Consider the following 23,701-nt stretch of genomic DNA (forward strand, 5'->3'; position numbering starts at 1 on the left):
ACGCCTCTATGCCGGCCAAGCTAATCATGCCGGTGCCCTTTTCTTAAACATGCGCCGGTTCCGGCGCGTCTACTGTCGATCCGGTGTTGCGCAGGAAATCTGCCAGGGTCGGCGCGGCAGCGGTACGCGAGATAGGGTGGAAACCAATGGCGCGGGATGCTGCCAGTAAGTAGCTCACCTGCTCGGATTCGATAAAGCTCATTCCGCCCAGTAGCTCAACGGCGAGATTGCTTGCCCGTTCGATAGCTGCTTGAACGCTAAAGCGCGAGCACAGCGCTTGGCTATACAATCCCGCATCGGCCTCCTGCCGCTGTTCGAGCGTGCCGGCTGTGCCGAGCAAGGCCTGATGTGCACCTTCGAGTTCGATCGCTAGCTGGGCGAGGTGGGTATCCTGCACGCCGCGCTTGCAAACGAGTAGCTCGACCAATGCCGAGGCAGCACCCAAATAGCTTGCACCGACCATTAGCTGAAACCAGCACAAGCCTGAGATGGAGGCTTCTTGGGCGGAGGCTTCGATCTCTTCCGCATTGGCCCCTTCGGCTAATAGCACCATTTCATCCGGCACAAAAACATCGTTAAATATCAGAGCATTGCTGTCGGTTGCGCGGAGGATGGGAGTTTTCCAGAATGGTTCGCGGGTGATGTTCGCGCCTTCCGCGAAGATGACCGCAAAACCTTGATGATCGACGCCGCCTGTATCGGTGCAGGCGACGCCGGCGACGATGACATCCATGTCATGGCTCATGGTGCAGGGTTTTTTCGTCCCACGGAGGACAAAGCCGCCGTCTACGGCACTAGCCTTAAGGCTGGAATTGAAGATGGGCGAGCCGGGTTTTCCTTCGGCGAAGGCGGAGGCCAGCAGTAGTTGATTGTTAGCGATCGAACGTAGCAGGTCTTCGGCGGCCGGAATGATGCCGCCGAGCTGAACGATGGTCGCAATCGTGTGATGATGCATCGTCATCATGACCGCCAGCGAAGGGCATAAAGAGCCTACTGCTCGCAGCACATTGATGGTGTCGCGCGGGGAGGCGCCCAGCCCCCCGTATTGTTGGGGGATGAGTAGGCCGGCGGCGTTGGAGCGGCGAAATAGTTGGCAAAGCTGCGCCGGTTCGGCGTGTTCGAGCTGCATTAGACCCTGATGCTTGAGTTCGGCGATTAGTCCTGGCAGGTATTGCTCGGTAGCCGCTCTGGCTTCTTGAATCGACATGTATTGGCAGCCTCTCTTTCAGTAAATGGTAATTATCCGGCCCGTTTGATGCGCTGCGCCCCGGCAGGTTTAAAGCCGAGGGCGAGGGCGTGGCGCAGCACTTCTTCGGCATCGGCGAGAGGAGGGCGTTTGCCGATGCTGTAGTCTCTGCGTTTGCCTGTCATGGTCAGTACGATGGTTTCGGCCAGGCAGCTGTAGGTGACGCCATCCGGCATGTCGTCGAGGTTCTGGTGACCAAACCGATAGCCGCTATCGGGGAGGTTTACTAGCCCGCCTTCGACGACGCGGATATCGGGGCGTTGCGTCACCGTATGGCGCTGTATGTCCGGGGGTTGTGCGCAGTCGCAGATCACAGCGCTGGGATGTAGCGAGCTGGGATCGATAAATGCCGAGCCGTTTGAGGTCGCGGACAGGATGGCTTCGAGTCGCGGTAGCCAAGATTCCAACTCGGAAGCGATGGTAAGCGGAGGCGGTCGGTTAGCTTCTGCGGCAAGCGCCTCGATGGCCTGAAATAGCTTAGTCAGACCTTCTTCGTCCTCGCCTAGGGACAGCAGTTGCTCAATCTGCTCGCGATTCGGAACGAGTGCGCTCAGCGGCTTGGCTATCCCGCTCGGTTCTTGGGCCTGGAGCGAGAGCAGAGCGTTTCGATAAATTTCGCCCGCTACCCAGCTAAGTTGCTGCATTGCATTGCGATTGGCGGCGTTGCCTAGTAGAACCAGGCGCTCGCAAAGCTTGCCGAGTCGCAGGCTGGCGAGTCGACCGACGGAGCCGTAGGCGCCGATTACTCCGGTTTGGCGCTTTGCCAACGGTTTACCCCGCTCAAGACAGGCGCTGGTAAGGCCTTCGACGCCGACCATCGCAGTTAGGCTATTGCCGGTTGTGGTGTGGAAGGCGTCGTTGACGATATCTACGCCGGCATTGGAAATAACGGAGGTGTAGGCGCCTAGGCCAAGAAAGTCGATATTCAATTCCGACGCGGCGTTGACGTAGTTCTGCAATAGTTTCTTGCGCTTAGCGAGGCTTAGCCGCATGAAGTCCTTGGGTTGCAGAAGACTGCCGATCAACCAGCCTTCGACATAATCGCCGTCGGCATTGAAGACTTTGCGGGCATGATAGGTGACGCCTGCTTCGAGGTTCGGTTTGGCCCATTCGGTGAAGCGCCGCAACCACTTCTGCATGAAGTCTTTTTCTTCCTCTGCTAGCTCCAGCGGCGCGAGTATGCTATCGCCGTTGACGCCGTCTTCGCTGGTTGGGTGCAGGAGAAAGGCAAATCGGCCCAGGCAGCGCCCCCTGCGCTTGGATGTGGCGGGCGCGGGCGGGGGCATGCTGGGGCGGAAGCCCGGCGCCTGGGGTGGAAAGTCGTTCGCCTCCAAAATTAGGCGATGTTGGCGACCGTGGTCGATAAGTTCGGCCGCGGTCGTCAGCCCTTCGATCAGGATGTCGATTTCTGCGCGCGTGACGATCAGCGACGGCTGGATGCGTAGCACGTTGCCTGCGTTAAGAGCAGGCAAGCAGTGCACGCCGTGGCGAGCTTTCAAGTAGCCGCAGACAATGGGTACCAGCGCGCCTAAAGAGCTGGCCAGCGAAAAAGTATATAAACGGTCGCCGGGCCAGTTTCGTAGGCTTAGCCCCTGCATCAGTCCGCGACCGTCCACCCCGCGGAAGACATTGGGGTACCGCTCCACTAGGCGTTCGAGGGCATTGCGGAGGTAGGCGCCGAGGTCGGCTACAGCGGTAAGCATACGTCCGTTGTCCGCCGTTAGTTGGTCGAGGACGGCTGTGGCTATCGCTGCGGAAAAGCCGTTGATGCCAAAGGTAGAGCTGTGGAAACGGTCGAAGTCGCGGTTCCATGCTCGTTCGCCGTATAGACAGGCGCCGATCGGCACGAGTCCGCCGCCGAGCGCTTTGGCTAGGAGCAATACATCGGGGCTCAGCCCTTCCGCCGTTGCAGAAAACAAAGAGCCGGTGCGGCCGAGCCCGGTTTGGATTTCGTCGACCACGAATAGCGTGCCGTACTGGCGGCAGAGTTCTTGCGCTTTCAGCAGGTACTGTGCAGGCGGTGTGCGCATACCGGCTTCGCCTTGCACGGTTTCGACAAAAAACGCGGCAATCTGCCGAGTTTCCAGCTTGGCGGCTAACGCCGGTAGATCGCCGTAAGGAACATGCGCAAAATCGCTCGCATCGACGTGGAAGGGTTCGCGGTACTGGGGATCGCCCGTGACCCCGACTGCACCTTGGGTCTTGCCATGGAAGCCGCTGTCGGTGCCGAGAATGAGTGTCCGGTTGGTAGCGGCTCGCACGAGTTTGATGGCGGCTTCGACCGTTTCCGCTCCGCTGGTTGTCAGGGTGGCCCTGGTCATATCGCCGGGAGCGAGTTCGATCAAGCGCTGAGCCAGCGTTTCGGCGATCGGGTTGACCAGCGGTTGGACGAATGTAGGTTGTTCGGAATCCAGAAACTGCTTGGCGGCCGAGATAATGGATGCCGGCTGGTAGCCGAACGGGACCGCTCCGAACTGAGCAGCAAAATCGATCAGCTGTCGACCGCTGGCGGTCGTAAGGCGTGTGCCGGACGCTTGCGTTATCGTTTCGTCGAGTCCGAAGAAACCCAGCAGTTCCTGGCGTGTTTGATTCAGGATTGAAGTGCTCATAACGCTAGGGGTTTACCAGTGTATGAAGGTAATGGCTGACTTTGTTCACGGTGTCGTGTTCGAACGCGATCTCCGGGTCCAGCACAACGCCGAGCGTGTCTTCGAACTCGGCGGATAGCCCCACTGCGAGGACGGAATCTATGCCTAGTTCGTGAAACGGGCGTTCGCGGTCCAATGACTGTGGGTCGGTGTCGAGAACCGCCGCAACAGCTTGGGAAACCATGTCGATAATGTCGTCTAGGCTCACTCGCTCAATTCCTTTTGGCCGCATCGACTGCGGATGTTTTTCTAAAAATGTCCGGCAAAAGCCGGCGTGAAAGACAGTCCCCGGCAAGGGTCTGGGCGTTAGCGGTAGCGGGCCGTTACGGGCCCGCTACCGCTACTTCAGCGAGCGCTCGCTGGTAGTAATTTGCCCTATGAATAATGAAAGCATTGGGTGGGAAATGGGCAATACGCTGACCGGAGTAGTGGGCTGTTGTCGATTCGGTTTCGCGCGGTTCGTTCTAAGTAAGAAAAGCGTTGCGGGTGGGGCGGAGCAGAGTGGTTTTGGGGGCTGTTGAAAGCCGGGAAGAGAATGCCGCACGGCTCGGCCATAGACGCCGCCGTGCAAGCACGGCGCGTCTATGGCCGAAATTTACGAGGCTTTCTTATGCTCGGCGAACCAAGCTGCGATCTGAGAGCGGTTGGTGAGGGATAGCTTGCAGAGGATATTCTGCACGTGAGTTTTTACCGTCAGATCGCTAATTTTAAGGATTTGGCCGATTTCCCAGTTAGTTTTGCCACAGGCGACCCAGCCGGCGATTTGTTGCTCGCGCTTGGATAACGGTGTTGGCTGCTGCGAAAACGGTGCCGGGCCTGTTTCTCTGGCTTTATCTCCCCGTTTGGGTAAGGCGCGACTGAGTGCTATGTGAATATGAGGAGCCAGCAGCATAACGCGTGGTTTGCACTCTGCCGCCACCGAGGGAGAAACGTTATGAAACAAGTAAGCAATGAACGAGTCGGCCTCCGTATCCGGTAAGATAGTCCAGGCAAAGTTTTCGATGTGGTGACGCTTGAGCAACTCGGCCCAGCCTTGGTCGGCAGGATCGCATAATGACTCGGTGCGGATGAATCGCGCCCGACCGATCTGTCTGACGATATCGGCGTTTGTGGACGGTGCTAGACCATCGCGACGAACCAGCGCTCTGGCGTAGCCGGAAGGTGTGGTATGGATCAGGTCGTTTACATAAAGGCTGTCGGCACGTCGTTCGACGATAGCGAATGCAAAGTGGTCGCAAGGTAACAGGTGTTTCAGTGCATCGGCAGTCTTTTTTTGAGCCCGAGCAGGGTCTTAGCACCCAAAATCGATGCCAGCAGTTGTAGCACAGCTGTGTCTGGAGTTTGTTGGTCCGACAAGTGAGCAAGCATGGCGAGGCTCCTTGTAATTATTGTCATCGTTCCTTGGCGATGGCTGCGCACGCCGCCGAAGGCGCACGCAGCCGCTGTATCTCAATGTGTTAGGCGCTTACGGCTTCTTTCTCCTGAGTCGAATTGAGCGTTGTGCCGGCAACCTCCACGGTAATGAGGCGGTTGGCGATAGGGAGGTCGTCGGTCGGTTCGCCGTTTCGTAGGCGCTCGACGAGTGGCGTCAGTAGGTGGTGGCATGCGTGTCGCTTGATCTTGCCGCTGGAGGTGCGCGGCAAGCTACCGCCGAACGTGAGGATGATGACCGGCTGCATCAGGCGGTGATCATCCCAGAGGCTGGTGCGGATCTGGGAAAGTAGCTTGTCGATATCCAGCTCGCGCAAGGCACGCCGCTCGATTTCCTGTGCCACGGCAACCCTCTCGGTACCGTCGATGACGATGCTAAAGGCCGCCGAACCGTCGGGTCTGAAGCCGGAGTGTAGGTTGCACACGGTGGTTTCGATGTCGGATGGGTGATGATTGACGCCATTGACGATGATCAAGTCTTTTAGGCGTCCGGTGACATATAGTTCGCCATTAGAGATGAAGCCTAGATCGCCGCTACGGACGCGACGCGGGGTTCCGTTATGTTGATGGTTAAAAGTTGCCTCGGTAGCATCGGGACGCTGCCAATAGCCTTCGGCAACGCTGCCGCCGATGACGTAGATCTCGCCAACACGACCTTCCGGCAGTTTTTCTCCGGTGTCGGGGTCGATGATGACGGGTTCTTCCCCCGGCAATGCGCGGCCGCTACTGACCAGCGCACGGCTATGCTCGGTGTCGCCCGTTTCGGTGCTCGCTCGCTCGACGGGTACGGCGACGTTGTGGGCGAGTTGTTCCGTATCGAAATGGCGAATCAAGGCGCCCTGAAGTACGCCGGACGAGGTGGCCAACAAGGTGCCTTCGGCGAGACCGTAGCAGGGGAAGCTCGCTCGGCGGCGAAAGCCGCAGGGGCCGAACCTGGTTTCGAAAGCGGTTACCGTCGAGGCCCGAACGTTCTCGGCACCGTTGAAGGCGACTTCCCAGCTGCTCAAATCGAGCTCTGCCAGGTCTTCATCCTTGATTTTTCGCACGCAGAGTTCATAGGCGAAGTTGGGGCCGCCGCTGGCGGTGGCGCGATACTTGGTGATCGCCCGGAGCCAACGTACTGGCCGTTGCAGGAAGTGAATTGGCGTCATTAGCGTTGTGGGGCAACCCACAAAGGCCGATTGCAAGATGCCCCCGATGAGGCCCATGTCGTGGTAGGGAGGCAGCCAGCTGACGACATGGCCGCTGCGGCGGTTGTTGAAATGCTGCTGAATCGTAGTGGAGTTAACGATCAGGTTTTGATGCGAGATCATAACTCCCTTGGGATTTCCCGTGGAGCCCGAGGTGTACTGGAGGAAGGCTAAGTCGCTCGACTTTCCGGTCGTGGGTTGCCACTGGTCGGCAGTGGCCATATCGATATCGGGTAGCGTGAAAACGCGGGCTCCCGGTGCGGTTGCATTGAGCCGCGGGTGGATTGCATCGACGTGCTCCGGCGTTGTTAACGCCGCCGTAGGGCGACAATCGGCGATGATGGCATCGAGGCGGCCAAGCGTCTTGCTCGTACTGGGCGGGTAGGCCGGTACGGCGACTACTCCGGCGTAGAGGCAGCCGAAGAAAGCCGTGATGTACTCGAAGCCAGGTTTGAGCAGAATAATTACGCGGTCGCCGCGGCGGCAGTTTTGTAGCAGCGAGACAGCGGTCGCGCGAGCCGCCTGGTCGAGCTCGGCGAAGCTTAGTGTCGCTTCGTTATTGCCACCATCCAATAGGAACCTGTATGCCAGCGCGTCGGGCATCTCCTCCGCGTGGTGGCGCAGGCAGTCGGAGAAGTTGGTGTAGTTTGGCGCTTTAAGCCGGATGGTTTTCATTACGTTCCTTCGCTCTTCTTAGTTTTTACGTCGCTTGCATCATGCTAGTGGCCGGTCATTTTTCGATGTGCCGGCTCAGTGTGTCGCTCTCGGTTCCTGGCAAGATGCGGCCCGCCGGTAATGGCTGGACGCCCTTGGCCAGGGCCCGCAACGCCACTAGCAGGTTGCCTAAAAAGTCCATCCATGGACTTTCTCAGCTCGCGGCGCCCCGGTACCTGCCCTTGGCGCGCTCCCAGGATCGAGCACTTGCGTACTCGATCCTAGAACGGCACATCCCTGTGCCGTTCTAGGAGGCTTGTCCTGCCCGGGCAAGATGGCCGGACATTGCAAGACCTCTACCTAGAACCATAGCAGAGCCATCAGCTGTGTCCCCTACTGTTATAGGCTGACTTGCTCAAATACTGTGCTAATCTGGTGAAGTAGACCACAAAAAATGGAACTTCACGGCTGTTGGCCCGCCGTTTGGGCATATCGGATGACAGCAGTGCAATGATGGCATTGCCAGCCGATGTTGAGCAGACAGACGGACGTCAGCCTCAATACAGGGGGAATGGATTCTTAATGGATACCCGCACCTACTCTTCAGACGCCGCCCGGGGGGGATTCCTCGCTATCCAGGCGGTATTAACCCTTTTGTGCATTTTGCGCTATGGCCCGTTCGGGTCGCACTGGTGATTTGGAGCACCGTCTGCATGGTCGGCATCTTTGCGCTTGCAGCAGTGTTGCACGCAGTGCGCCTACTTCTTGGAGCAGTGCCCGGTGTGCGTCCTCTGTCGCGTTGGCTGCTAGAACACTATCACGGGATGATTACGCCGCTAGCACGGCGAGTCATGGTCGATCCGCGCAATGCACCTATTCTAGCGGCGGTGATTTCGTTAGCCGCAACGGCGTTGCCGATCTTCATCGCGCAGTTGGTGCTTTACGAAATCAACTGGTGGTTGGTGTTGGCATTCTATGCTGTGGTGTTCGGGCCGAATGTGCGTGCCTATGTCCGCTCCTTCAGCGCCTTACATCAGGAGGGACACCACAACGGCTTGAAGGGGCGTAGTCCGTACGAACAGGCCTGCGGCAGCTCGTTCTTTTACGCCTTCCTGTGCGTCGTCAGCGGTCTTATTCCGCACGCGGTCGGTCATACGCAACAGCATCACCGGGAGAACGGCACGCGTATAGACGCCTTCGCATCGCATCGCTACGACCATGCCAACCTCTGGCATTTCTTCCGCTATATGACGCGCGATGTGATCTATCAGCAATTTATGGTTACGCCGTACCTGTACTTCAAAAGCAAAGGTAAACACACCCAGGCTGCCATCATGATCAAAGGCAACATCGTTTATTTCGCGGTGCTGCTGCCGGTGGCTATTTACAGTTGGGAGATTGCCCTGTGGTACATGCTCGTGCCATGGGGAGCTTCGAATTTCCTCTCAGGCGTTATTCATTGGGTGCAGCATGCCTTCTACGGCGGGCGGCGCGATTACGATAACTTTTTGACGCATACCATTACTTTGAAAGAAGCCCCGGTTAATTTCCTCAACGAGGGGTACCACCTCTGCCATCACCACAGCCCCGGCTTGCATTGGACCGAAAGCCCGGAGCTGTTCGAGCGGCTACGCGATGATCTCAAGGCCGCCGATTCGATGGTCTTCCGTGATCTTGGCGTGACGAACTTCTTCTTGTTGCTGACCGTATTTCGCGCATTTGGCGTTCTGGCGCGCAAGTACGAGCCTTGGGAGCCAATGACTCACGAGGAAAAGATAGCTCATATCAAACTGCGGGCGAAGCCGGCAGGTACTTTTGCGGATAATGAGGAGCCGTTGCAGCAGCGTGAGCTGGAAGGAGCGTCGGTATGAGCGAAGTCATCACAGCAAGCGAGCCAAGACGCAATGCGTTGCCCGGTGGCATTAATCCGCTGCTGCATTACGCACTGCTACCGTTACGAGTATTGTTCATCCTCGCCAGTACGGCCGCGATTAGCGTTATTTTCGCGTTAGGTATGGTGCTGCATGGGGCACGGCAACTGTTGGCGCTGATTCCCGGCGTCACCGCTGTGGCTAACGGGTGGCACGTTGCTTACCATGCCGCGATTTATCGCTTAGGCCGGCGCATACTGAAAGACCCGCGCGACGAACCCATCCTGGCGGCGGTGATCTCGCTAATACTGACGACGGTGCCGGTCTTCGTGGTGCAGCTGATAGTGGTCGACATCAACTGGTTTCTGGTGTTGACGTTCTATGCCTTGGTGTTCGGTCCGAAACTACGGGGTTTTGTGCGAACTTTCAGTGCCTGGCACCAGGAGGTTCACCGGCGCGGCGGCATTCTCAAAGGTCCGAGCCCGTTCGAGCGGGTGTTCGGGTTTACCTTTATTGCATTGCTATTCAGCCTGCCGACCGGGCAGATTCAATCCGGCGTCGCGCACGTGATGCAACATCATCGCGAAAATGCCGGCGAGGACGATGCCTTCGAGTCTGCCGGCTATAACCACGCGAGCCTGTGGGATTTCTACCGGTTTATGATCGGCCACGTTTTTTATCAGATCTTCCTGATTACGCCTTATCTCTACTTTAAGCGACGCGGGCGCGATGATTTGGCAGCGATTCAAATCAAGGGGAATTTGGTCTATTTCGCCTTCGTCCTGCCGATTGCCCTATACAGCTGGCAGATCGCGGTGTTTTATGTGCTGGTGCCCTGGTTGGCGTCAGCGTTTATTTTGGGGCTTAACAACTGGGTTCAGCATCCGTTCTACGGTGGCCGCGCAGACGGCGACAACTACATGACTAATACCGTTACGCTGTTGGAGACGCCGGTGAACTTCCTCAACGAAGGCTATCATCTGGTGCATCATCATCGGGCCGGCCTACACTGGACGGAATCCCCGCAGGAATTCGAGGCCATGCGCGAACAGATGAAAAAGGCGGACTCGATCGTAATCCGCGATCTTGGCGTGCCGGATCTGTTTTTATATCTGACCGTGCTGGGGGCCTTTAATGTCGTCGCCCGTAAGTACGAGCCGTGGGAGCCTATGACGCACGAAGAGAAAGTCGCCCACCTTAAGTTACGTAGCCAGGCGCTGTCGGGTGCGGAAGCGGAAGTCCGCGATACGTTTGCCTCTGCCGGACAAGCCTGATATCGCCCTGTTGCCACAGTCGATAAACAAGGCTCAGGAGCGGGGGCTCGGGCATGCCGAATGTCGCGCTGCCCCCGCTTTACGTCGTTTGTTGTGCAAGCATAAAACGTACTGCCTTGCAGACCCGACGAGTGCCCACCGCGCAGTAATCGCAGGGCAAGCTTTGGAGCCGGTAGCGCGCTCGTTTACTCCGCGGCATCGATAATGGCTGGGTTCGAGAAGCGTTTACGGTAGGCTGTCGGCGACAGCCGTACCCGACGGTTAAACAGCGAGCAGAACGTGGCGACATCGGCGTAGCCGACACGTTCGGTGATTTGCGCGACTGTGAGCGAAGTAGAGCGCAGCAACTCTTGTGCAATCTGTATTCGATGCTGTTGCAGGTAAGCAAGCGGCGAAGTGTCGGTTTCTTTCTTAAAGCGCCGCAAGAGAGTGCGGGGGCTGATGTGGAAAGCGGCGGCCAGTCGAGGTAGGTCATAGGGTTCGTCGACGTGGTTAACCAGCCAACGCTGCACGCGAGCAGAGAATTTGTCCTCTTGAATAGGCGCGCGTAAGCGTCGATCGATGAATGGCGCTTGGCTATCGCGGCCTTGATCGATCAGGGCAACGTTCGCGGTTTGTTGCGCCAAGGTAGGGCCGGCGAAGGTGCGGACGAGGTGCAAGGCGAGGTCGGTCGCAGCGCTGAAGGCGCCTGCCGTTGTTACGCCGGTATCTTCCAACAGCAGCGCATCGGGTCTTACATCGATAGCTGGATATAGGCGAGCTAATATCGGCGCGAATAGCCATGCCGTGGTCGCCTTGCGGCCGCTGAGCAACCCCGCCTCGGCAAGCATAAAAGCGCCGACACAGATCGAAGCAACCGGTACGCCGCGGGCGAAGGTGCGACGGATAAACGCGGCTTCGCGACCGTGCTCGGCAAGCCTGGTACGCGAGATGTCCAGCCCCCCGAAATCGAGTCCCGGCACGATTAATAGATCCATGTTGCTCGAAGCGGGGCTCGCGCTAAGACGTATGCCGCCAGCCGCTGTAACTCTCCGCCGCCCCACGCTGATCGTTTCGACGATAAAAGGGGGGCTGGCACAGCTTGTTTCGGTTTGTGCGATTCGGTTGGCTAATAGCAGCAAATCGTTGACTGCACAGACTTCCATCGTTAGACAGTCGGCATAAAGCAAAATGGCTACGCGTGTTTGTCCCATTTACTTTCTCGTGCTGGCGGTATTGCCAAATAATAGGGCGATAACGCCAATCCCGCCACATGCCTCCTACCAGCACACTATGCCTTATTCGTCGACTACGAGAGGCTATTACAATGGCAAGGTTGGGTTCCTACGAATGGGGCGAGCAAACCGACGGTATTTTGTCCGCGGCTGACCGGATGCGCTTGCTCGCGGGGTTAATCAGAGCCCAAGTGGCGGAGGCTCTATCGCATGCTGCAAAACGGTTTGGCAGCTACCGTCGTCGTACGACTCGCGTGAGGCTCGATACCGTTGCGGTGCCCGATTCCGTTGCGACTCGCGTTGCGGATGAGTTAGCGGGGCGCTACTACACCCAAGCGCTACGGCTGCATTGCCTGCGCACGTACTATTTCGGCCACCTGTGGGCGCAGTTCTACGGCCTTCGTGTCGATACCGAGACGTTGTATGTTGCGAGCCTGCTGCACGATCTAGGTTTGTCGCCGCAGTTTGCGAAACCGTCGAGTTGTTGCGGATTTGCTATTGTTGGTGCCCGCGAGGCAAAGCAAGCCGTAGCCAAGTTGCATTGGCCCGAAGAGCGACAACGAGCCGTTTATGAAGCGATCAGCTATCACCTGAACCCGTACTTGTCGATCGCGAAACATGAGCCGGAAGCAGTTTGCTTACAACGGGCGGCGCATTTGGATGTCGTCGGGGCTGGGCGGCATTTGTTGCCGCTTGCTGCGATTGCCGACGTCCATCAACGGTTTCCGCGCCATGATTTTCGCGAAGAAATACTGGCAACGATGACGGCGATGGTGCACGCGCCGAATTCCCACGCCGCCGTGCTCGGCAAGTTGGGGTTCGCCAAGCTAGCCGCCGGTAACCCATTGAACGGTATGCCCTACAGTAAGCACGGCCCGCTGAGCAGGTAACTTTAGGCGTAGTCCAGGACGAACGCTGTCGAAGGGCGCTTTGTATCGGTATGGCCGCTATGGTTACGCAAAGCCCGGCGGGTTCCACTCTTCCATCATCCGTGTCCGAGCGGCGTCCAGGCGTTCGGACATGAGTCCGGAGAAGCGTTTAAGTACTTGATAACCGAACTCATGATTCTCCCCGCAATAGGTGAGGATAGACTGGCCGTCGAACTCTAGAACCGACGTATCTTCGATGGCTCTTGCATTGAAATCCCACTTATACGGGGCGATCAACCAGGACCAGCCCAACACCTGATCTGGCCCCAACTCTTGCACGACCAGGGTGGGACCGCTGATGGCGGGTATTTCTAGCGAAACCCTGCCGCTGAGTATGAGGTAAAAGGTGGCTGCCGGTTCGCCGTGACGAAATAGCAGCTGCTCGCGGCCGAAGCGTTTTTCGGTGGCATGTTTCGCGATAAACTCAATGAACGCCGGGCTCATATCGGAGAAGAAAGCGTACTCCGAGAGTTGCTTTGCGGTAGGCGTTAGCATAGTCACGATCTCCTGACTCGGACCGATCCCGTAGTAGTGCGGCGATCGGCCTGACTATCGGCGAAGGCGCAATTAGCGCCAAGCCTCTCAGCAGACAACTATGACCGGAGCCCGAAATATCAACGGCGAGTCGATTGATAGGCGAGTAGGGCGAGAGCATTTGCTGCTGCGGCTAGAACAGCCGCAGCAGCATGAGGCTTACAGGTAAGGCTTCATCTCCAGTTTGGCGATGGCGTTACGGTGTACTTCGTCCGGGCCGTCGGCGGTGCGTAGATGGCGTGCGTAGGCGTAGAGGTCCGCTAGGGGGAAGTCTTCGGTGTAGCCGGCCGCGCCGTGCGCCTGGATAGCCCAATCTATGATCTGGCAGGTCATGTTGGGTACCGCGACCTTAATCATAGCGATTTGCTGCCGTGCTTCCTTATTACCGACCAAGTCCATCATTTGCGCGGCATTCAACACCAGCAGGCGGGATTGGTCGATCATAATGCGGGCATCGGCTACCCGTTCCCGCCATACGCCTTGTTCCGATAACCGCTTACCAAAGGCTATCCGCGAGGCAAGACGCTTACATAGCAGTTCCAGCGAGAGCTCGGCTTGACCGATCGCGCGCATGCAGTGATGAATGCGGCCGGGCCCGAGGCGGCCTTGGGCGATCTCGAAACCGCGGCCTTCGCCCAGGATGAGATTCTCGGCCGGTACACGCACGTTTTCGAACAAAATTTCCGGGTGCCCCTTTGGAGCGTGGTAGTAGCCGTAAACCGGCATGTCGCGGACTACAGTCACGCCCGGAGTGTCCTTCGGCACGATAATCATGGACTGTTGCTTATGCCGGTCTGGGTTATTCGGGTCCGTTTTACCCATGACAATGAATATCTTAGTACGCTCATTACAGCCGCCGGTGATGAACCATTTACGGCCGTTGATCACGTACTCGTCGCCGTCGCGCTCAATGCGCGTTTCGATATTGGTCGCATCGCTGGAAGCCACGGCCGGTTCCGTCATGGCAAAAGCGGAGCGAATCTCGCCGTCGAGTAGGGGCATCAGCCAGCGCTGTTTTTGCGCGTCGCTGCCATAGCGAGCCAGCACTTCCATGTTGCCGGTATCCGGTGCGGCGCAATTGAACACTTCCGAGGCCCAGGTGACGCGCCCCATGATTTCTGCCAGTGGCGCATACTCCAGATTGGCCAAGCCCGGGCTGTACTCGCCGTACTCCGGCGGTAGGAACAGATTCCACAGGCCGAGTTCGCGTGCCTTGGGCTTTAACTCCTCGACGATGGGCACCGGGCCGTACCCGCGGCCGTTTTTATGGTTCTCCGCCAGTTGCTCTTCGTAGACGGTAATATTGGGGTAAATATGCTCGTCCATGAAGGCAAGCAGTTTCTCGCGCAGCTCTTGAACTTTGGGGGAATACCGGAAATCCATCGTCGTGCTCCGTTCGCTTGCTGTTTCTGGTTAGTAATCAGAGCTTGGCGCTTCGGTGCTTAATCAGTCAAATGAATGTTTATTATGAGGTATTATAAATGACATGGATTTATCGCGTATTGATCTGAACCTATTGGTGGTCCTCGAAGCCATCTATACCGAAGGCGGGCTGACGCGCGCGGGAGAGCGGCTGAACGTTACGCAGCCGGCGGTGAGTCATGCCTTGGGCCGATTGCGGAACTTGCTCGGCGACCCGCTGTTTGTGCGCGAGGGGCACGGGATGGTGCCGACGCCTTTTACCCGCAACCTCATCGGGCCGTTACGACAGGCGCTACGGGCCATGGAATTGACCCTGAACGAGGCAAAGCGCTTTGATCCGGGAGTCTCCGCCCAGCGTTTCACCTTAGGCTGCCGCGATGCGCTGGAGCTTCGCGTTTTACCTAGGCTCATGTACGGCTTGAGCGAGTCGGCGCCGGAGCTGGAAATCGCCACGGTTAGTTTCCGCCGTCGCGATATCGAAGCCGATTTGTTTAGCGGTCAGCTCGATCTGGTGACGGATTCGTTGCTGCCGCGCTCGCGCAATATTCGCCATGTTCATATCAACACCGATCCGCTAGTGGTCATGGCGCGTAAGGATCACCCAGCCCTAGCAGATGGCTTGGACCTGGAGGCGTATCTTGAGCAGCGCCACATTCTGGTCAGCTCCCGCCGTACGGGGCAGGGGATGGAAGACTTCGAATTGGCTCGGGGTGGCTTGCAACGGAAGGTAAGCCTCCGTTGCCAGCATTTCTTTGCGGCTTCGCGGGTTGTGCGGGAAACCGACCTGCTGCTAACGATACCGGGGCGATTGGCAGGCCTGCTTAATATTGACGATGCTTATGCGCTGGTGCCTTTCCCGCTGGATATGCCGCCGCAGGATGTCTATCTCTGCTGGCATGCCAATGTCGATAACGACCCGGCTAACTATTGGCTGCGGCAGCAAATTATAGCGGTTTTAGAAGCAGTATAATGTTTTCATAGGCAGTGCGGTAAAAGCGCTTTCGCTCGCGTCTGCATTCGGTCGATTATCTGCTGCTGGAAATGATTTTCCAGCAGCAGGATAGGTGCTTGCCTGTCCGGCAAGCTATGATAGTGTGTGTGACGGTCGCTATGTCTTGGCCGATTCCTTATTAATCCATCGCACGTTTCCATTTGAGTCAGCTGTGAGAACCGATAGTCGCTTGTCCCGCATGTTGCATGTGCTGTTACATATGGCACGGGAGGATGACCCCATTACCTCCGAGCAGCTAGCAACTATGTTGGGCACGAATGCCGCTGTCGTGCGTCGTACCATGGCCGGTCTACGTAAAGCAGGTTATGTGCAATCGGAAAAAGGCCATAAGGGCGGGTGGCAAATTGCCTGCGATCTCGATGCTGTCACGTTACTGGATATCCACCATGCCGTGGGCGGCCCCCGCATCTTTGCGATCGGCACGGACCGGCAAAACCCTGATTGTGCGGTAGAGCGCGTTGTCAACGATGCCATAGCCGATGCCTTGCAGCAGGCGGAGAAACTACTGATAGAGCGTCTGGGTGCGGTCACCCTGGCCGATCTGGCTGGCGAGTTCGACGCCATTGTCGACCAGCGAAGCAAGAATACCCCGCACTGAACAATCGTTTTCCGGTTGCCTTTTCCTTCCCAGCCTAAGTTGTAGAACCGCTCCCTGGGTGCGTCACAGGCATTGACGCTGCCCGCTTATTATGTAACAACAAAAGATACGTGAAAACAATATTTGCTGGAGGACGTTCTATGCTCTTGGACGCAATTATCATCGGAGGTAGCTATGCCGGTCTATCCGCCGCGCTGCCGTTGGCGCGCGCGCGGCGTCGAGTTTTAGTCATTGATGCCGGTTTGCGGCGTAACCGATTCTCTGAGCATTCCCATGGCTTTCTGGGGCAAGACGGTGTGCCGCCAGGGCAAATTGCGGCCCAAGGCCGGGAGCAGCTATTGGCGTATCCAACCGTGGAGTGGAAAGAAGGTACTGTTCGTACGGTGAGCGGCGAGGCCGACGGGTTTATCGTAGCGCTTTCGGATGGAAGCGAAAGCCGTGCGCGTCGCCTCATCCTAGCGACAGGTGTCATCGATGAACTCCCGGACATTCCCGGCTTGGCCGAGCGTTGGGGTAAGCACGTCTTTCATTGCCCTTATTGTCACGGCTACGAACTTAATGAAGGGCGGATCGGTGTGCTGGCGGGTTCTCAGATGTCTATGCACCAAGCGTTGATGTTGCCCGATTGGGGCCGGACAACGTTGTTTCTCAATGGAAGCGCACTTGATCTTGAACAGCAGGCTCAGTTAGAGGCGCGAGGCGTTGCGGTAGAAGAGGGGGCCGTGGCGGGCCTTGAAGGCGAGGGCGTTACCGTTGCCATGCAGGATGGCCGTGCCTTTCCGTTGGCTGGACTATTCGTTGCCCCCCGCGTTCGGCCATGCCCGGTGGTTGTCGAGATGGGCTGCGCCTTAGAAGAGACGCCGCTTGGGGATATCGTCAAAACGGATCAGTTCAAGGCAACGTCGATTCCTGGCGTATTTGCGTGTGGCGATATGGCTCGTGCCGCAGGATCGGTTCCGCTGGCGGTGGGCGATGGTGCAATGGCAGGGACGGCTGTGCACCGTTCGTTAATGTTCGGTCTGTGAGAGCTTCGCCTCAAATACTGCCGGAGCAGGGTGGGTAACAGGTTGCTGTTGGGCGAATATAGCGGCTTGCCGGCCGCTATATTTCCGGAAGAGTGTCAGTGTTGCAGTGCAGTAACCACTTCGTCGATCTGTAGGCTTAAGCTCTGTAGACCGCCGCCGGAAAGGTACCAAAGGGCAGGAGAGAGTACGACGAGTTTGGTTTCCTCGGCTCCGGCTTCGGCGAAGGCGGCACGCACGGTGTCGAGATCGACGGAATCGCCGCCGATGGCTCCGCTGCGATCGATGATCAGCAGGGTTTCCGGGGCCATTTCGGCGACGGCCTCGGCAGAAAGCGGGCGGAATATGCGGCTGCCACGCTCAAGGCTGGGTACGCTGTCGGGGATCTCGGGTTGGGTTAGACCGAGCACGTCATACATCACCGGATGGCTGCTGAGAATCAGATTACCGTCGTTATGGGTGGCGACCAGCACCGGCGCTGTGCCGGCTAGCGTTTCGCGTGCGTGCTCGATATGGACGCGAAGGCGTTCTAGAGCACTTTCGGCTTCTGCGGCGGCGTCGAGTCGAGCGGCCAAATCCCGTACATTCTCATTGAAAGCGCCAAGGTAGTCGCTGCCGTCTAAACCGGTGTTCAGCACAGGGGCGATTTCTTCGAATGTCTGCTGCCACTCGACTTGGCGGCCGGTAATCAGAATCAGGCTGGGTTCGGCGTCGCGAATGGCCTCGAAATCGGGGGTCCGTAGGCCGCCGACATCGGCATAATCGGCACTGGCATAACGTTCGAGATATTCCGGTAGGGCCTGTTTAGGCAGCGCGACAATGTGCTCGTTGAGGCCGAGTTCTTCCAGAGTATCGAGGCTGCCGTGATCGAAAGAAACAATCCGCTCGCCGGCGTGAGCGGTAGTTGCGGCGAAAAGGACGGTGGCGATTAGGGTAGCGGGCTTCAGCTTCACGAGTGTAGGCGCTCCATGCGAATAATAATAATTATCATTCTCGCACAGGGGTTGATGCTTGTCGATTGTTGATCTTACTGAAAATGGAACGTCGCGTTGCAGAAATCGCCCTGCTTGTGAACAGGGCGGGTAGGAGAAGGTGTCGATTCCAACGTGTGAGGCGGCTGTATTCTTGTCTTTACTTAAGGCAAATCTGAGCGTGAAGGAGTGCTAGCCGCCGCCCGCTGTCTTTTACCCCCTGTTTCTCCGATACGGTATGCAGAAGTTCGGATAATCTTTCCGGCACAGTGATCATCGGCCAATGACCGCCGTCCACGGTCTTGAAGGTCCACGATCTCTCCTGCCTAAGCGCTTTAATCAGCTCCAGCTCTCGGGAACCCGCGAGCCAACCGGGTCTAGCAATAAACGTAGCGTTAAGGGTCGAAAGGGGCTTCGCCAGTGCGGCAGGCTCCGAAACGGTTAGCCCGGGATGGCCGACGAATCTCGTCGATAGAAACTCGATGTGCGCGGTATTGAGTAGAGGCTCCTGACGGAGTTCAGTCACTGTGGGGGCGGGCCAAAGCCCCGAATTGGCTGCAATCAGTTGTTTCTCGTGCGAGGGGTCTAACCCTGACACGTCGAACAGGGATTGACCGTCTATGGGTAAGAACGCCTCGACAAACACGCTATGCAGAAAGAGGTTGGGCGCTAGTGCCGCCGCTTGCCCTACCACGAGTCCAGAATAGCTATGACCGACCAACACAGCCTGTTTCAAGCCTTCGCGTCTCGCGTACCGGAGTACGTCTTGAACATGGGTGTCGAGGCGAGTACGGGAAGGCGTCGACGCGCCATCGAGTCCAGACAATGTGATCGTATGAACGGTATGCCCCCACTTTCTAAGACAAGAGGCGGTTTCGTTCCACACCCATTCTCCCGCCCATGCGCCGGGAACAAGAAGATAATTCATGTCGTCGCCTCCAGTATTCGCTCTTTAAGGTTACGGCCCGCAAGCAGAAATACCGGGCTTAAGCTTTGGTCTCCACATAGCGGCCGAAGTTGTCCAGGATGGCCTGCCAGCCGGTACGCTGTAATTCGGGCGAATTTTCGGTTTCTGCATCGAAGGTTTCTTTTACGAGGATACCGTCGGCACGTTCGACAAACTCGATTCCGACCTCGCGGCCGTCGCTCATTCGGTATTCGATGCTTCGGTACGGGACAACGCGGGTGTAGGTGCCTTCGAAGTCGAAGCCTACACTGCCGTCCTTGGCTTCCATACGCGATAGAAACTTACCTCCTTCCCGCAGATCGACCACGCTCCGGACTGTGTGCCAGTCATCCTGAGCGGAATTCCACTGCTTGATATCGGCCGGGTTGTTCCAAGCCTCCCAGACCTTATGCAGCTCGGCTTTCACAACCGTTTCGATGGTGATCTTCATTGGCTTATCCTTGAGTAATATCTGTGACAGTGCCCTATAGTCGAATAGCGACAGGGCAGGTCGACAGCGGCTGCAATATCTTGGCAAGGAAAGGTTGGGTTACGGCCGCGGCGCTTTGCAACGGTGCGAGGTCTGGAATGCCGTAGTATCATTAGCGCATACTGCAAATCGACCAAGTCGATCGACTACTCTCGCATGTTCAGGCGCAAAAGATGATTAAAAGGGCACTTCTTGGGTTATTCCTTATGACGAGCATGATCGCTTGCTCCGACGCGTCGGACAAACGCCATACGGATCTGTTAAAGGGCGAGCACCCGAAAGTAAAGATCCTGCTGGTGGACGAGAACTACTTCTTTGACCTACGATGGTCCGACGAAGAGAAGTTCGAAGAAAAGCTCGCAGAAATTAAGGCAAGAGAAGGGCTTGCCGACGACATAGACTTCTTCTTCCGCCAGTTCTTCGCCAGGATCCCCTTTTATGGCGAGACGTGGCGCGAGTTCTTTGCCGACAGGCTTGTATTCTATGTCGAGGGCAGCAGGCACATCGCCCTTTTAGGTTTCAGTGCGGTGATCGACGAACAAGGTCGGAAAATCGATACCGGTCACCAGTTACTGCCGAGTAATCACACGCTGGAAATCCGCCTAAGTCAGAAAAATCCGAGATCGAAGGCGATCTAAGAGTCATGTTTCTAGAGACGACGGCAGAATACCCGCGGGTACTTGAATTCACCATACCCCATTCCGCGTTGCCGCGTCATGTAAGCGACTGAGGCGGTTCTAGCGTCACATGTACGGGTACCTCGTGAGTGACGATATCGAACACGGGCGAGCGTTGTTGCGCGAGTTCGACAAGTTGTTGCAGCTCCGCTTCGGAGGCGGTGGGCGAGCTAACGCGAAAGCGTACGCGGATATCCCGGTAGCCGTTACGGACACTCTCGTCCAGGCCGAGCATCCCACGGACATCGAGATCGCCTTCCAGCTCGGATTCGACCGTGTCCAGCTCAATGCCTTTGGCGGCGGCGTGTAGCACCAACGTTGTGGTGAGGCAGCCGGCGAGGGCGGTAAGCAAGTATTCTACCGGATTGGCGCCTTTATCTTGCCCCAGCAGTACCGGCGCTTCGTCCTCTTCATACCGAAACGGCGGCTGGTGCCGCTGCTCCTCGCCCGCGCCGTAGAAGTTGCTAACGGTGGTGCAGTTATTACTGCCGTTAACCCACTTGTTGCTGGCGCGGAACTGGAATCCGGCCAGTGGCGTGTCCTCGTTAATCGCATTGATGGTCGAGACCATTTGTTTGACGTCAACCCCGTTGACCTGGCTTTGGCTGTGCATGCGGATCTCCTAACGCTGTGCCGAGTGAGATGAGCGTTGATATTGGGGGGAGGTGCATAGGCCAAAGCCCGCTTGTTAAATCGTTTCGTTATAACGTGGGTAGCAAGACGCCGCGGCCGGTTCGCTGTGCGCGATCGACGATGCTCGTTTTGCGCTGCATCTGATTATTAGCATAATCTCTATAAGTTGGAGGCGGTCCGCCTGTGCCGTCTTCCGGTATCGCAACAATGAGAGTTATTCATGCCAGCACCGATCGAGATCTACCGTGGCAGTGTCCAGGCCTGGGAAGTCGACCAAATGGGCCATATGAATGTTCAGTTCTATATGGAGAAGGCGGATGTAGGGCTGCAAGTATTTGCTCACCGTTTGGGCTTGGGGCCCGAGTTCGTACGGCGTGAGGGTGCACGTCTGACCGCTCGGACCTGCCATGTGCGTTTTCTGCGCGAGCAACACCCCGGAGCGCCCGTTCGGATTACCGGAGGCACGCTGAGTGCGACTCGCGACCGCCTTCAGCTCTTACAAGAAATGACCAACCCGGCAACAGACGATGTCGCCGCTACCTTCGTGATGGAGGTCGAGCTGTGTGACATCGCCACCGGGAAGCCGCGACCGATTCCGGATGCCGCACTCCAGGCAGCGGCAAGCGTGGAGGTGGAGCTGCCCGCACATGCCGCGCCGCGCGGGTTGGAGTTGCGGCCCCCGCGTCGAGCACCCATGCTGAGCGAGGCGGAACAACTGGGCATGGTGCGCACCTATACGGGTGCGGTGCTGCCCAGCCTTTGCAATGCCGACGGACATCTTTCGGCCCGTGCCTGCATGGGCGTGATCTCGGATGCCGTGCCCAACCTTTTGCACCACCTTCGTAGCGACCGCACCGAGGTTAAGCGCCGCATCGGCGGCGCAGCGTTGGAGTACCGCTTTTGCTATCGTCGTGCACCACAGGCCGGCGATTTACTCGCTTTGCACAGTGGGGTTCGCGAGGTCGGTTCGAAGGCCTATCAGCTCTGTCACTGGATGTTCGACCTGAGCACAGGCGAAGCGGTAGTGACGGCTGAGGCTGTGGCGGTGATGTTCGATCTCGACGAGCGGCGGGCCATTACCATTCCGGACAGTGCGCGCCAAAAGCTTGAGCATTTCCTCGTTCCCGAACTTACGCTCTAGTGGCCGATCGCGTTGCCCTTGCCAAAAACTGCCACAAGCCTTCTGCGCTATACTTTTGCCGGTGCGAGGATCGTAACAATACGGTGGGTTCGGATATGAGCATATAGTTGGTTGCCAGGGCATGATCGAACGGGGAGTTCTTAGCGGCATTGCTATCGGGTTGACGTTTGTCGGCTTTGTGCCGTATATCCGAGCCATTCGGCAGCATAAGACTAAGCCGCATGTGTTCTCGTGGGTAATTTGGGGCTCCAGCACGTTTATCGCATTCCTGGCTCAGCTTAGCGGTGGCGGCGGTGTCGGTGCTTGGCCTATTGGCGTTTCCGGGCTTATCTCCCTCTACATCGCAATACTGGCCTATAGCCGCAGAGCCGACAGCGTCATTACCCGGCAGGACTGGTGGTTCTTGCTCGCGGCGATGAGCTCGTTGCCGCTGTGGTACTTCACTTCCGATCCGTTGTGGGCGGTGGTCGTTCTGACTGCTGTAGATGTTATCGGCTTTGGGCCTACACTCAGAAAAGCGTACGTGCGGCCGCATGAAGAGAACCTAGTATTCTTTGCCATCTTCGCGGTACGGAATGCCGTGGCGGTTGCGGCCCTGGAGCAGTACACGCTAACCACAGTACTCTTCCCGGTCGCTACGGGGCTGGCCTGTGTTACGCTGGTCGCAGTGGTCGGGTATCGGCGGCAAGCGGTACGAACTAGCAGCGGGTAATACTCGATGCGGCCTTTTGCTCTTGGTTCAGGAAGGCGGGATGGCCTGCAAACGTTCGAGCAATCTTTTCTCCTGGTCTATAGCCAGGTGTAACGCGAATGTTTCCCTCAGCAACTCGATCACCGCCTCGGCTTCGATCTCCCGCTCCTCGGGTTCCTTACCGGGACGGAAGACCTTCAGCGTCCGGTCCGTCAATGCGTAACGGGTGTCCGCGCCGTTGCGTTGAACGATGATTTGGCGTGTGAACGGCGAATCGGGATGGTGCGAGACAACGTAGTTATGATCTGCGTAGTCCGCCCGATAGTAACGCTCCTCTGAGAACTGGTAGAGATTGAACCAGTCATCGCCGCGTCGATGTCGCAGCACCCAGTGTCCGGATACCGCTCGGTCTAACCTATAGATCCAGCGGTCATGCCGAGCCTCGATGCCATCCGCCAGTGGAATGGGCTCCCGCGGGCCCTCGTTTCCGACACCGACATCGATGTGCCAGTCTCTACTCTCCGCTTGTACGGCAAGGATCGTATGCGACATTGCAGTCAGTTCGCGCTCGTCGTTGCCCATCAGAATGCGGGCACTGCGTCCCTCTACCGTGAAGCCGAGGCGGTCGAGTACGGTCGCAAAAAGGATGTTTTGCTCGTGGCAGTAACCGCCGCGGCGTCGACGAACGAGCTTGTCCTGTAGACTGGCGATGTCCAGACGAATTTCCCCGCCGCTTATGACATCTAGGTTCTCGAACGGAATCGCTGCCAAGTGTGCTCGCTGCAAGGCGCGCAACGAGGCAACGTCTGCGGCCAGTGGCCCGTCGTAGCCAATGCGTGCTAGGTAGGCATCTAGATCGAGGCCTTCTGTCTCCCAGCGGGCGGTCGGGTGCAGGTTGGAGGTCGTGGACGCGATCATGTGTAGGTCTCCGTTTCGAGCGCGGGTGGTGCACGGGTGATAGAAGGGTAGGGCCTCAACTAAGCCTGAGGTCAAGCCTTGATTTGACCTCGAACCGGATAAGCTCTGGATTGCTGGGCGAGCCGTGTGAATACGGTAGCAACGAGTGTTTTCGATTTTCTCGGAAAAATTGTTTTAGTTGATTTGGCT

22 protein-coding genes are annotated in these 23,701 nt (G+C 57.5%); 9 read left to right on the forward strand and 13 right to left on the reverse strand.

From position 1 onward, the window contains the following. Window positions 1-43: 43 nt before the first annotated feature. The 5 genes from CAI21_RS10660 to CAI21_RS10680 form a co-directional block, all read right to left on the reverse strand. A complete protein-coding gene (locus CAI21_RS10660; RefSeq protein WP_116302272.1) occupies window positions 44-1,207 on the reverse strand; it encodes an acyl-CoA dehydrogenase family protein in 1,164 nt (387 codons plus the stop codon). A gap of 32 nt (window positions 1,208-1,239) precedes the next feature. Further along, window positions 1,240-3,855, reverse strand: coding sequence for an aminotransferase class III-fold pyridoxal phosphate-dependent enzyme (locus tag CAI21_RS10665; protein ID WP_116302273.1), 2,616 nt, complete (start codon window positions 3,853-3,855; stop codon window positions 1,240-1,242). Window positions 3,856-3,859: 4 nt separating this feature from the next. Next, the gene (locus CAI21_RS10670) at window positions 3,860-4,102 is read right to left on the reverse strand and encodes an acyl carrier protein (protein WP_116302274.1); all 243 of its coding nucleotides are present in this window, start codon (window positions 4,100-4,102) and stop codon (window positions 3,860-3,862) included. Between the two features lie 387 nt (window positions 4,103-4,489). Continuing rightward, complete coding sequence (locus tag CAI21_RS10675; protein ID WP_116302275.1) at window positions 4,490-4,915, reverse strand: helix-turn-helix domain-containing protein; 426 nt, start codon at window positions 4,913-4,915, stop codon at window positions 4,490-4,492. Between the two features lie 436 nt (window positions 4,916-5,351). Then, complete coding sequence (locus CAI21_RS10680) at window positions 5,352-7,190, reverse strand: fatty acyl-AMP ligase (protein WP_116302276.1); 1,839 nt, start codon at window positions 7,188-7,190, stop codon at window positions 5,352-5,354. Window positions 7,191-7,882: 692 nt separating this feature from the next. Here CAI21_RS10680 and CAI21_RS10685 point away from each other — a divergent pair. Both CAI21_RS10685 and CAI21_RS10690 read left to right on the forward strand, forming a co-directional pair. Continuing rightward, the gene (locus tag CAI21_RS10685; protein ID WP_116302277.1) at window positions 7,883-9,040 is read left to right on the forward strand and encodes a fatty acid desaturase; all 1,158 of its coding nucleotides are present in this window, start codon (window positions 7,883-7,885) and stop codon (window positions 9,038-9,040) included. Beyond that, window positions 9,037-10,314, forward strand: a complete 1,278-nt coding sequence (locus CAI21_RS10690; RefSeq protein ID WP_116302278.1) for a fatty acid desaturase — start codon at window positions 9,037-9,039, stop codon at window positions 10,312-10,314. The genes CAI21_RS10685 and CAI21_RS10690 overlap by 4 nt, the downstream gene beginning before the upstream one ends. 185 nt (window positions 10,315-10,499) lie before the next feature. Here CAI21_RS10690 and CAI21_RS10695 read toward each other — a convergent pair whose 3' ends face one another. Then, window positions 10,500-11,507, reverse strand: coding sequence for a GlxA family transcriptional regulator (locus CAI21_RS10695; protein WP_116302279.1), 1,008 nt, complete (start codon window positions 11,505-11,507; stop codon window positions 10,500-10,502). Between the two features lie 113 nt (window positions 11,508-11,620). On the opposite strand from CAI21_RS10695, the gene CAI21_RS10700 reads away from it, so the two are divergent. Next, on the forward strand, window positions 11,621-12,418 hold the full coding sequence (locus tag CAI21_RS10700; RefSeq protein WP_181919373.1) for an HD domain-containing protein: 798 nt from the start codon (window positions 11,621-11,623) through the stop codon (window positions 12,416-12,418). A gap of 63 nt (window positions 12,419-12,481) precedes the next feature. Here CAI21_RS10700 and CAI21_RS10705 read toward each other — a convergent pair whose 3' ends face one another. Together CAI21_RS10705 and CAI21_RS10710 are read right to left on the reverse strand one after the other, a co-directional pair. After that, complete coding sequence (locus CAI21_RS10705; protein WP_116302281.1) at window positions 12,482-12,952, reverse strand: Crp/Fnr family transcriptional regulator; 471 nt, start codon at window positions 12,950-12,952, stop codon at window positions 12,482-12,484. Between the two features lie 198 nt (window positions 12,953-13,150). Continuing rightward, window positions 13,151-14,374, reverse strand: a complete 1,224-nt coding sequence (locus CAI21_RS10710) for an acyl-CoA dehydrogenase family protein (protein ID WP_116302282.1) — start codon at window positions 14,372-14,374, stop codon at window positions 13,151-13,153. Window positions 14,375-14,477: 103 nt separating this feature from the next. Between CAI21_RS10710 and CAI21_RS10715 the strand changes: the two genes are divergently transcribed. The 3 genes from CAI21_RS10715 (at window position 14,478) to CAI21_RS10725 (ending at window position 17,048) form a co-directional block, all read left to right on the forward strand. Next, window positions 14,478-15,383 carry a LysR family transcriptional regulator gene (locus CAI21_RS10715; protein WP_116302283.1) on the forward strand — a complete coding sequence of 302 codons (906 nt, stop codon included), beginning with the start codon at window positions 14,478-14,480 and terminating at the stop codon, window positions 15,381-15,383. Window positions 15,384-15,576: 193 nt separating this feature from the next. Continuing rightward, complete coding sequence (locus CAI21_RS10720; protein WP_116302326.1) at window positions 15,577-16,023, forward strand: Rrf2 family transcriptional regulator; 447 nt, start codon at window positions 15,577-15,579, stop codon at window positions 16,021-16,023. 140 nt (window positions 16,024-16,163) lie between these two features. Then, window positions 16,164-17,048 (forward strand): NAD(P)/FAD-dependent oxidoreductase, encoded by an 885-nt coding sequence (locus tag CAI21_RS10725; RefSeq protein WP_116302284.1) that lies wholly within the window; start codon window positions 16,164-16,166, stop codon window positions 17,046-17,048. Between the two features lie 95 nt (window positions 17,049-17,143). Here CAI21_RS10725 and CAI21_RS10730 read toward each other — a convergent pair whose 3' ends face one another. From CAI21_RS10730 to CAI21_RS10740, 3 genes are all read right to left on the reverse strand, one after another. Then, complete coding sequence (locus CAI21_RS10730) at window positions 17,144-17,998, reverse strand: ABC transporter substrate-binding protein (protein WP_220347961.1); 855 nt, start codon at window positions 17,996-17,998, stop codon at window positions 17,144-17,146. Window positions 17,999-18,176: 178 nt separating this feature from the next. Continuing rightward, the gene (locus tag CAI21_RS10735; RefSeq protein WP_116302285.1) at window positions 18,177-18,944 is read right to left on the reverse strand and encodes an alpha/beta fold hydrolase; all 768 of its coding nucleotides are present in this window, start codon (window positions 18,942-18,944) and stop codon (window positions 18,177-18,179) included. 58 nt (window positions 18,945-19,002) lie between these two features. Further along, window positions 19,003-19,413 (reverse strand): SRPBCC family protein, encoded by a 411-nt coding sequence (locus tag CAI21_RS10740; RefSeq protein ID WP_116302286.1) that lies wholly within the window; start codon window positions 19,411-19,413, stop codon window positions 19,003-19,005. A 245-nt stretch (window positions 19,414-19,658) separates the two neighbouring features. Between CAI21_RS10740 and CAI21_RS10745 the strand changes: the two genes are divergently transcribed. Next, the gene (locus CAI21_RS10745; protein WP_147305095.1) at window positions 19,659-20,090 is read left to right on the forward strand and encodes a hypothetical protein; all 432 of its coding nucleotides are present in this window, start codon (window positions 19,659-19,661) and stop codon (window positions 20,088-20,090) included. Window positions 20,091-20,166: 76 nt separating this feature from the next. On the opposite strand, the gene CAI21_RS10750 is transcribed toward CAI21_RS10745, so the two are convergent. After that, window positions 20,167-20,742: an OsmC family protein gene (locus CAI21_RS10750; RefSeq protein ID WP_116302288.1), complete on the reverse strand. Its 576-nt coding sequence runs from the start codon at window positions 20,740-20,742 to the stop codon at window positions 20,167-20,169. A 240-nt stretch (window positions 20,743-20,982) separates the two neighbouring features. Here CAI21_RS10750 and CAI21_RS10755 point away from each other — a divergent pair, with 240 nt between their 5' ends. Beyond that, a complete protein-coding gene (locus CAI21_RS10755; RefSeq protein WP_116302289.1) occupies window positions 20,983-21,903 on the forward strand; it encodes a thioesterase family protein in 921 nt (306 codons plus the stop codon). Between the two features lie 121 nt (window positions 21,904-22,024). Next, complete coding sequence (locus CAI21_RS10760) at window positions 22,025-22,615, forward strand: hypothetical protein (RefSeq protein WP_116302290.1); 591 nt, start codon at window positions 22,025-22,027, stop codon at window positions 22,613-22,615. Between the two features lie 27 nt (window positions 22,616-22,642). Here the strand turns inward: CAI21_RS10760 and CAI21_RS10765 are convergent, their stop codons facing one another. Continuing rightward, window positions 22,643-23,512, reverse strand: a complete 870-nt coding sequence (locus CAI21_RS10765) for an arylamine N-acetyltransferase family protein (protein ID WP_116302291.1) — start codon at window positions 23,510-23,512, stop codon at window positions 22,643-22,645. Window positions 23,513-23,701: the final 189 nt, after the last annotated feature.

Source organism: Alkalilimnicola ehrlichii, from assembly GCF_003399765.1.
Classification (GTDB): domain Bacteria; phylum Pseudomonadota; class Gammaproteobacteria; order Nitrococcales; family AK92; genus AK92.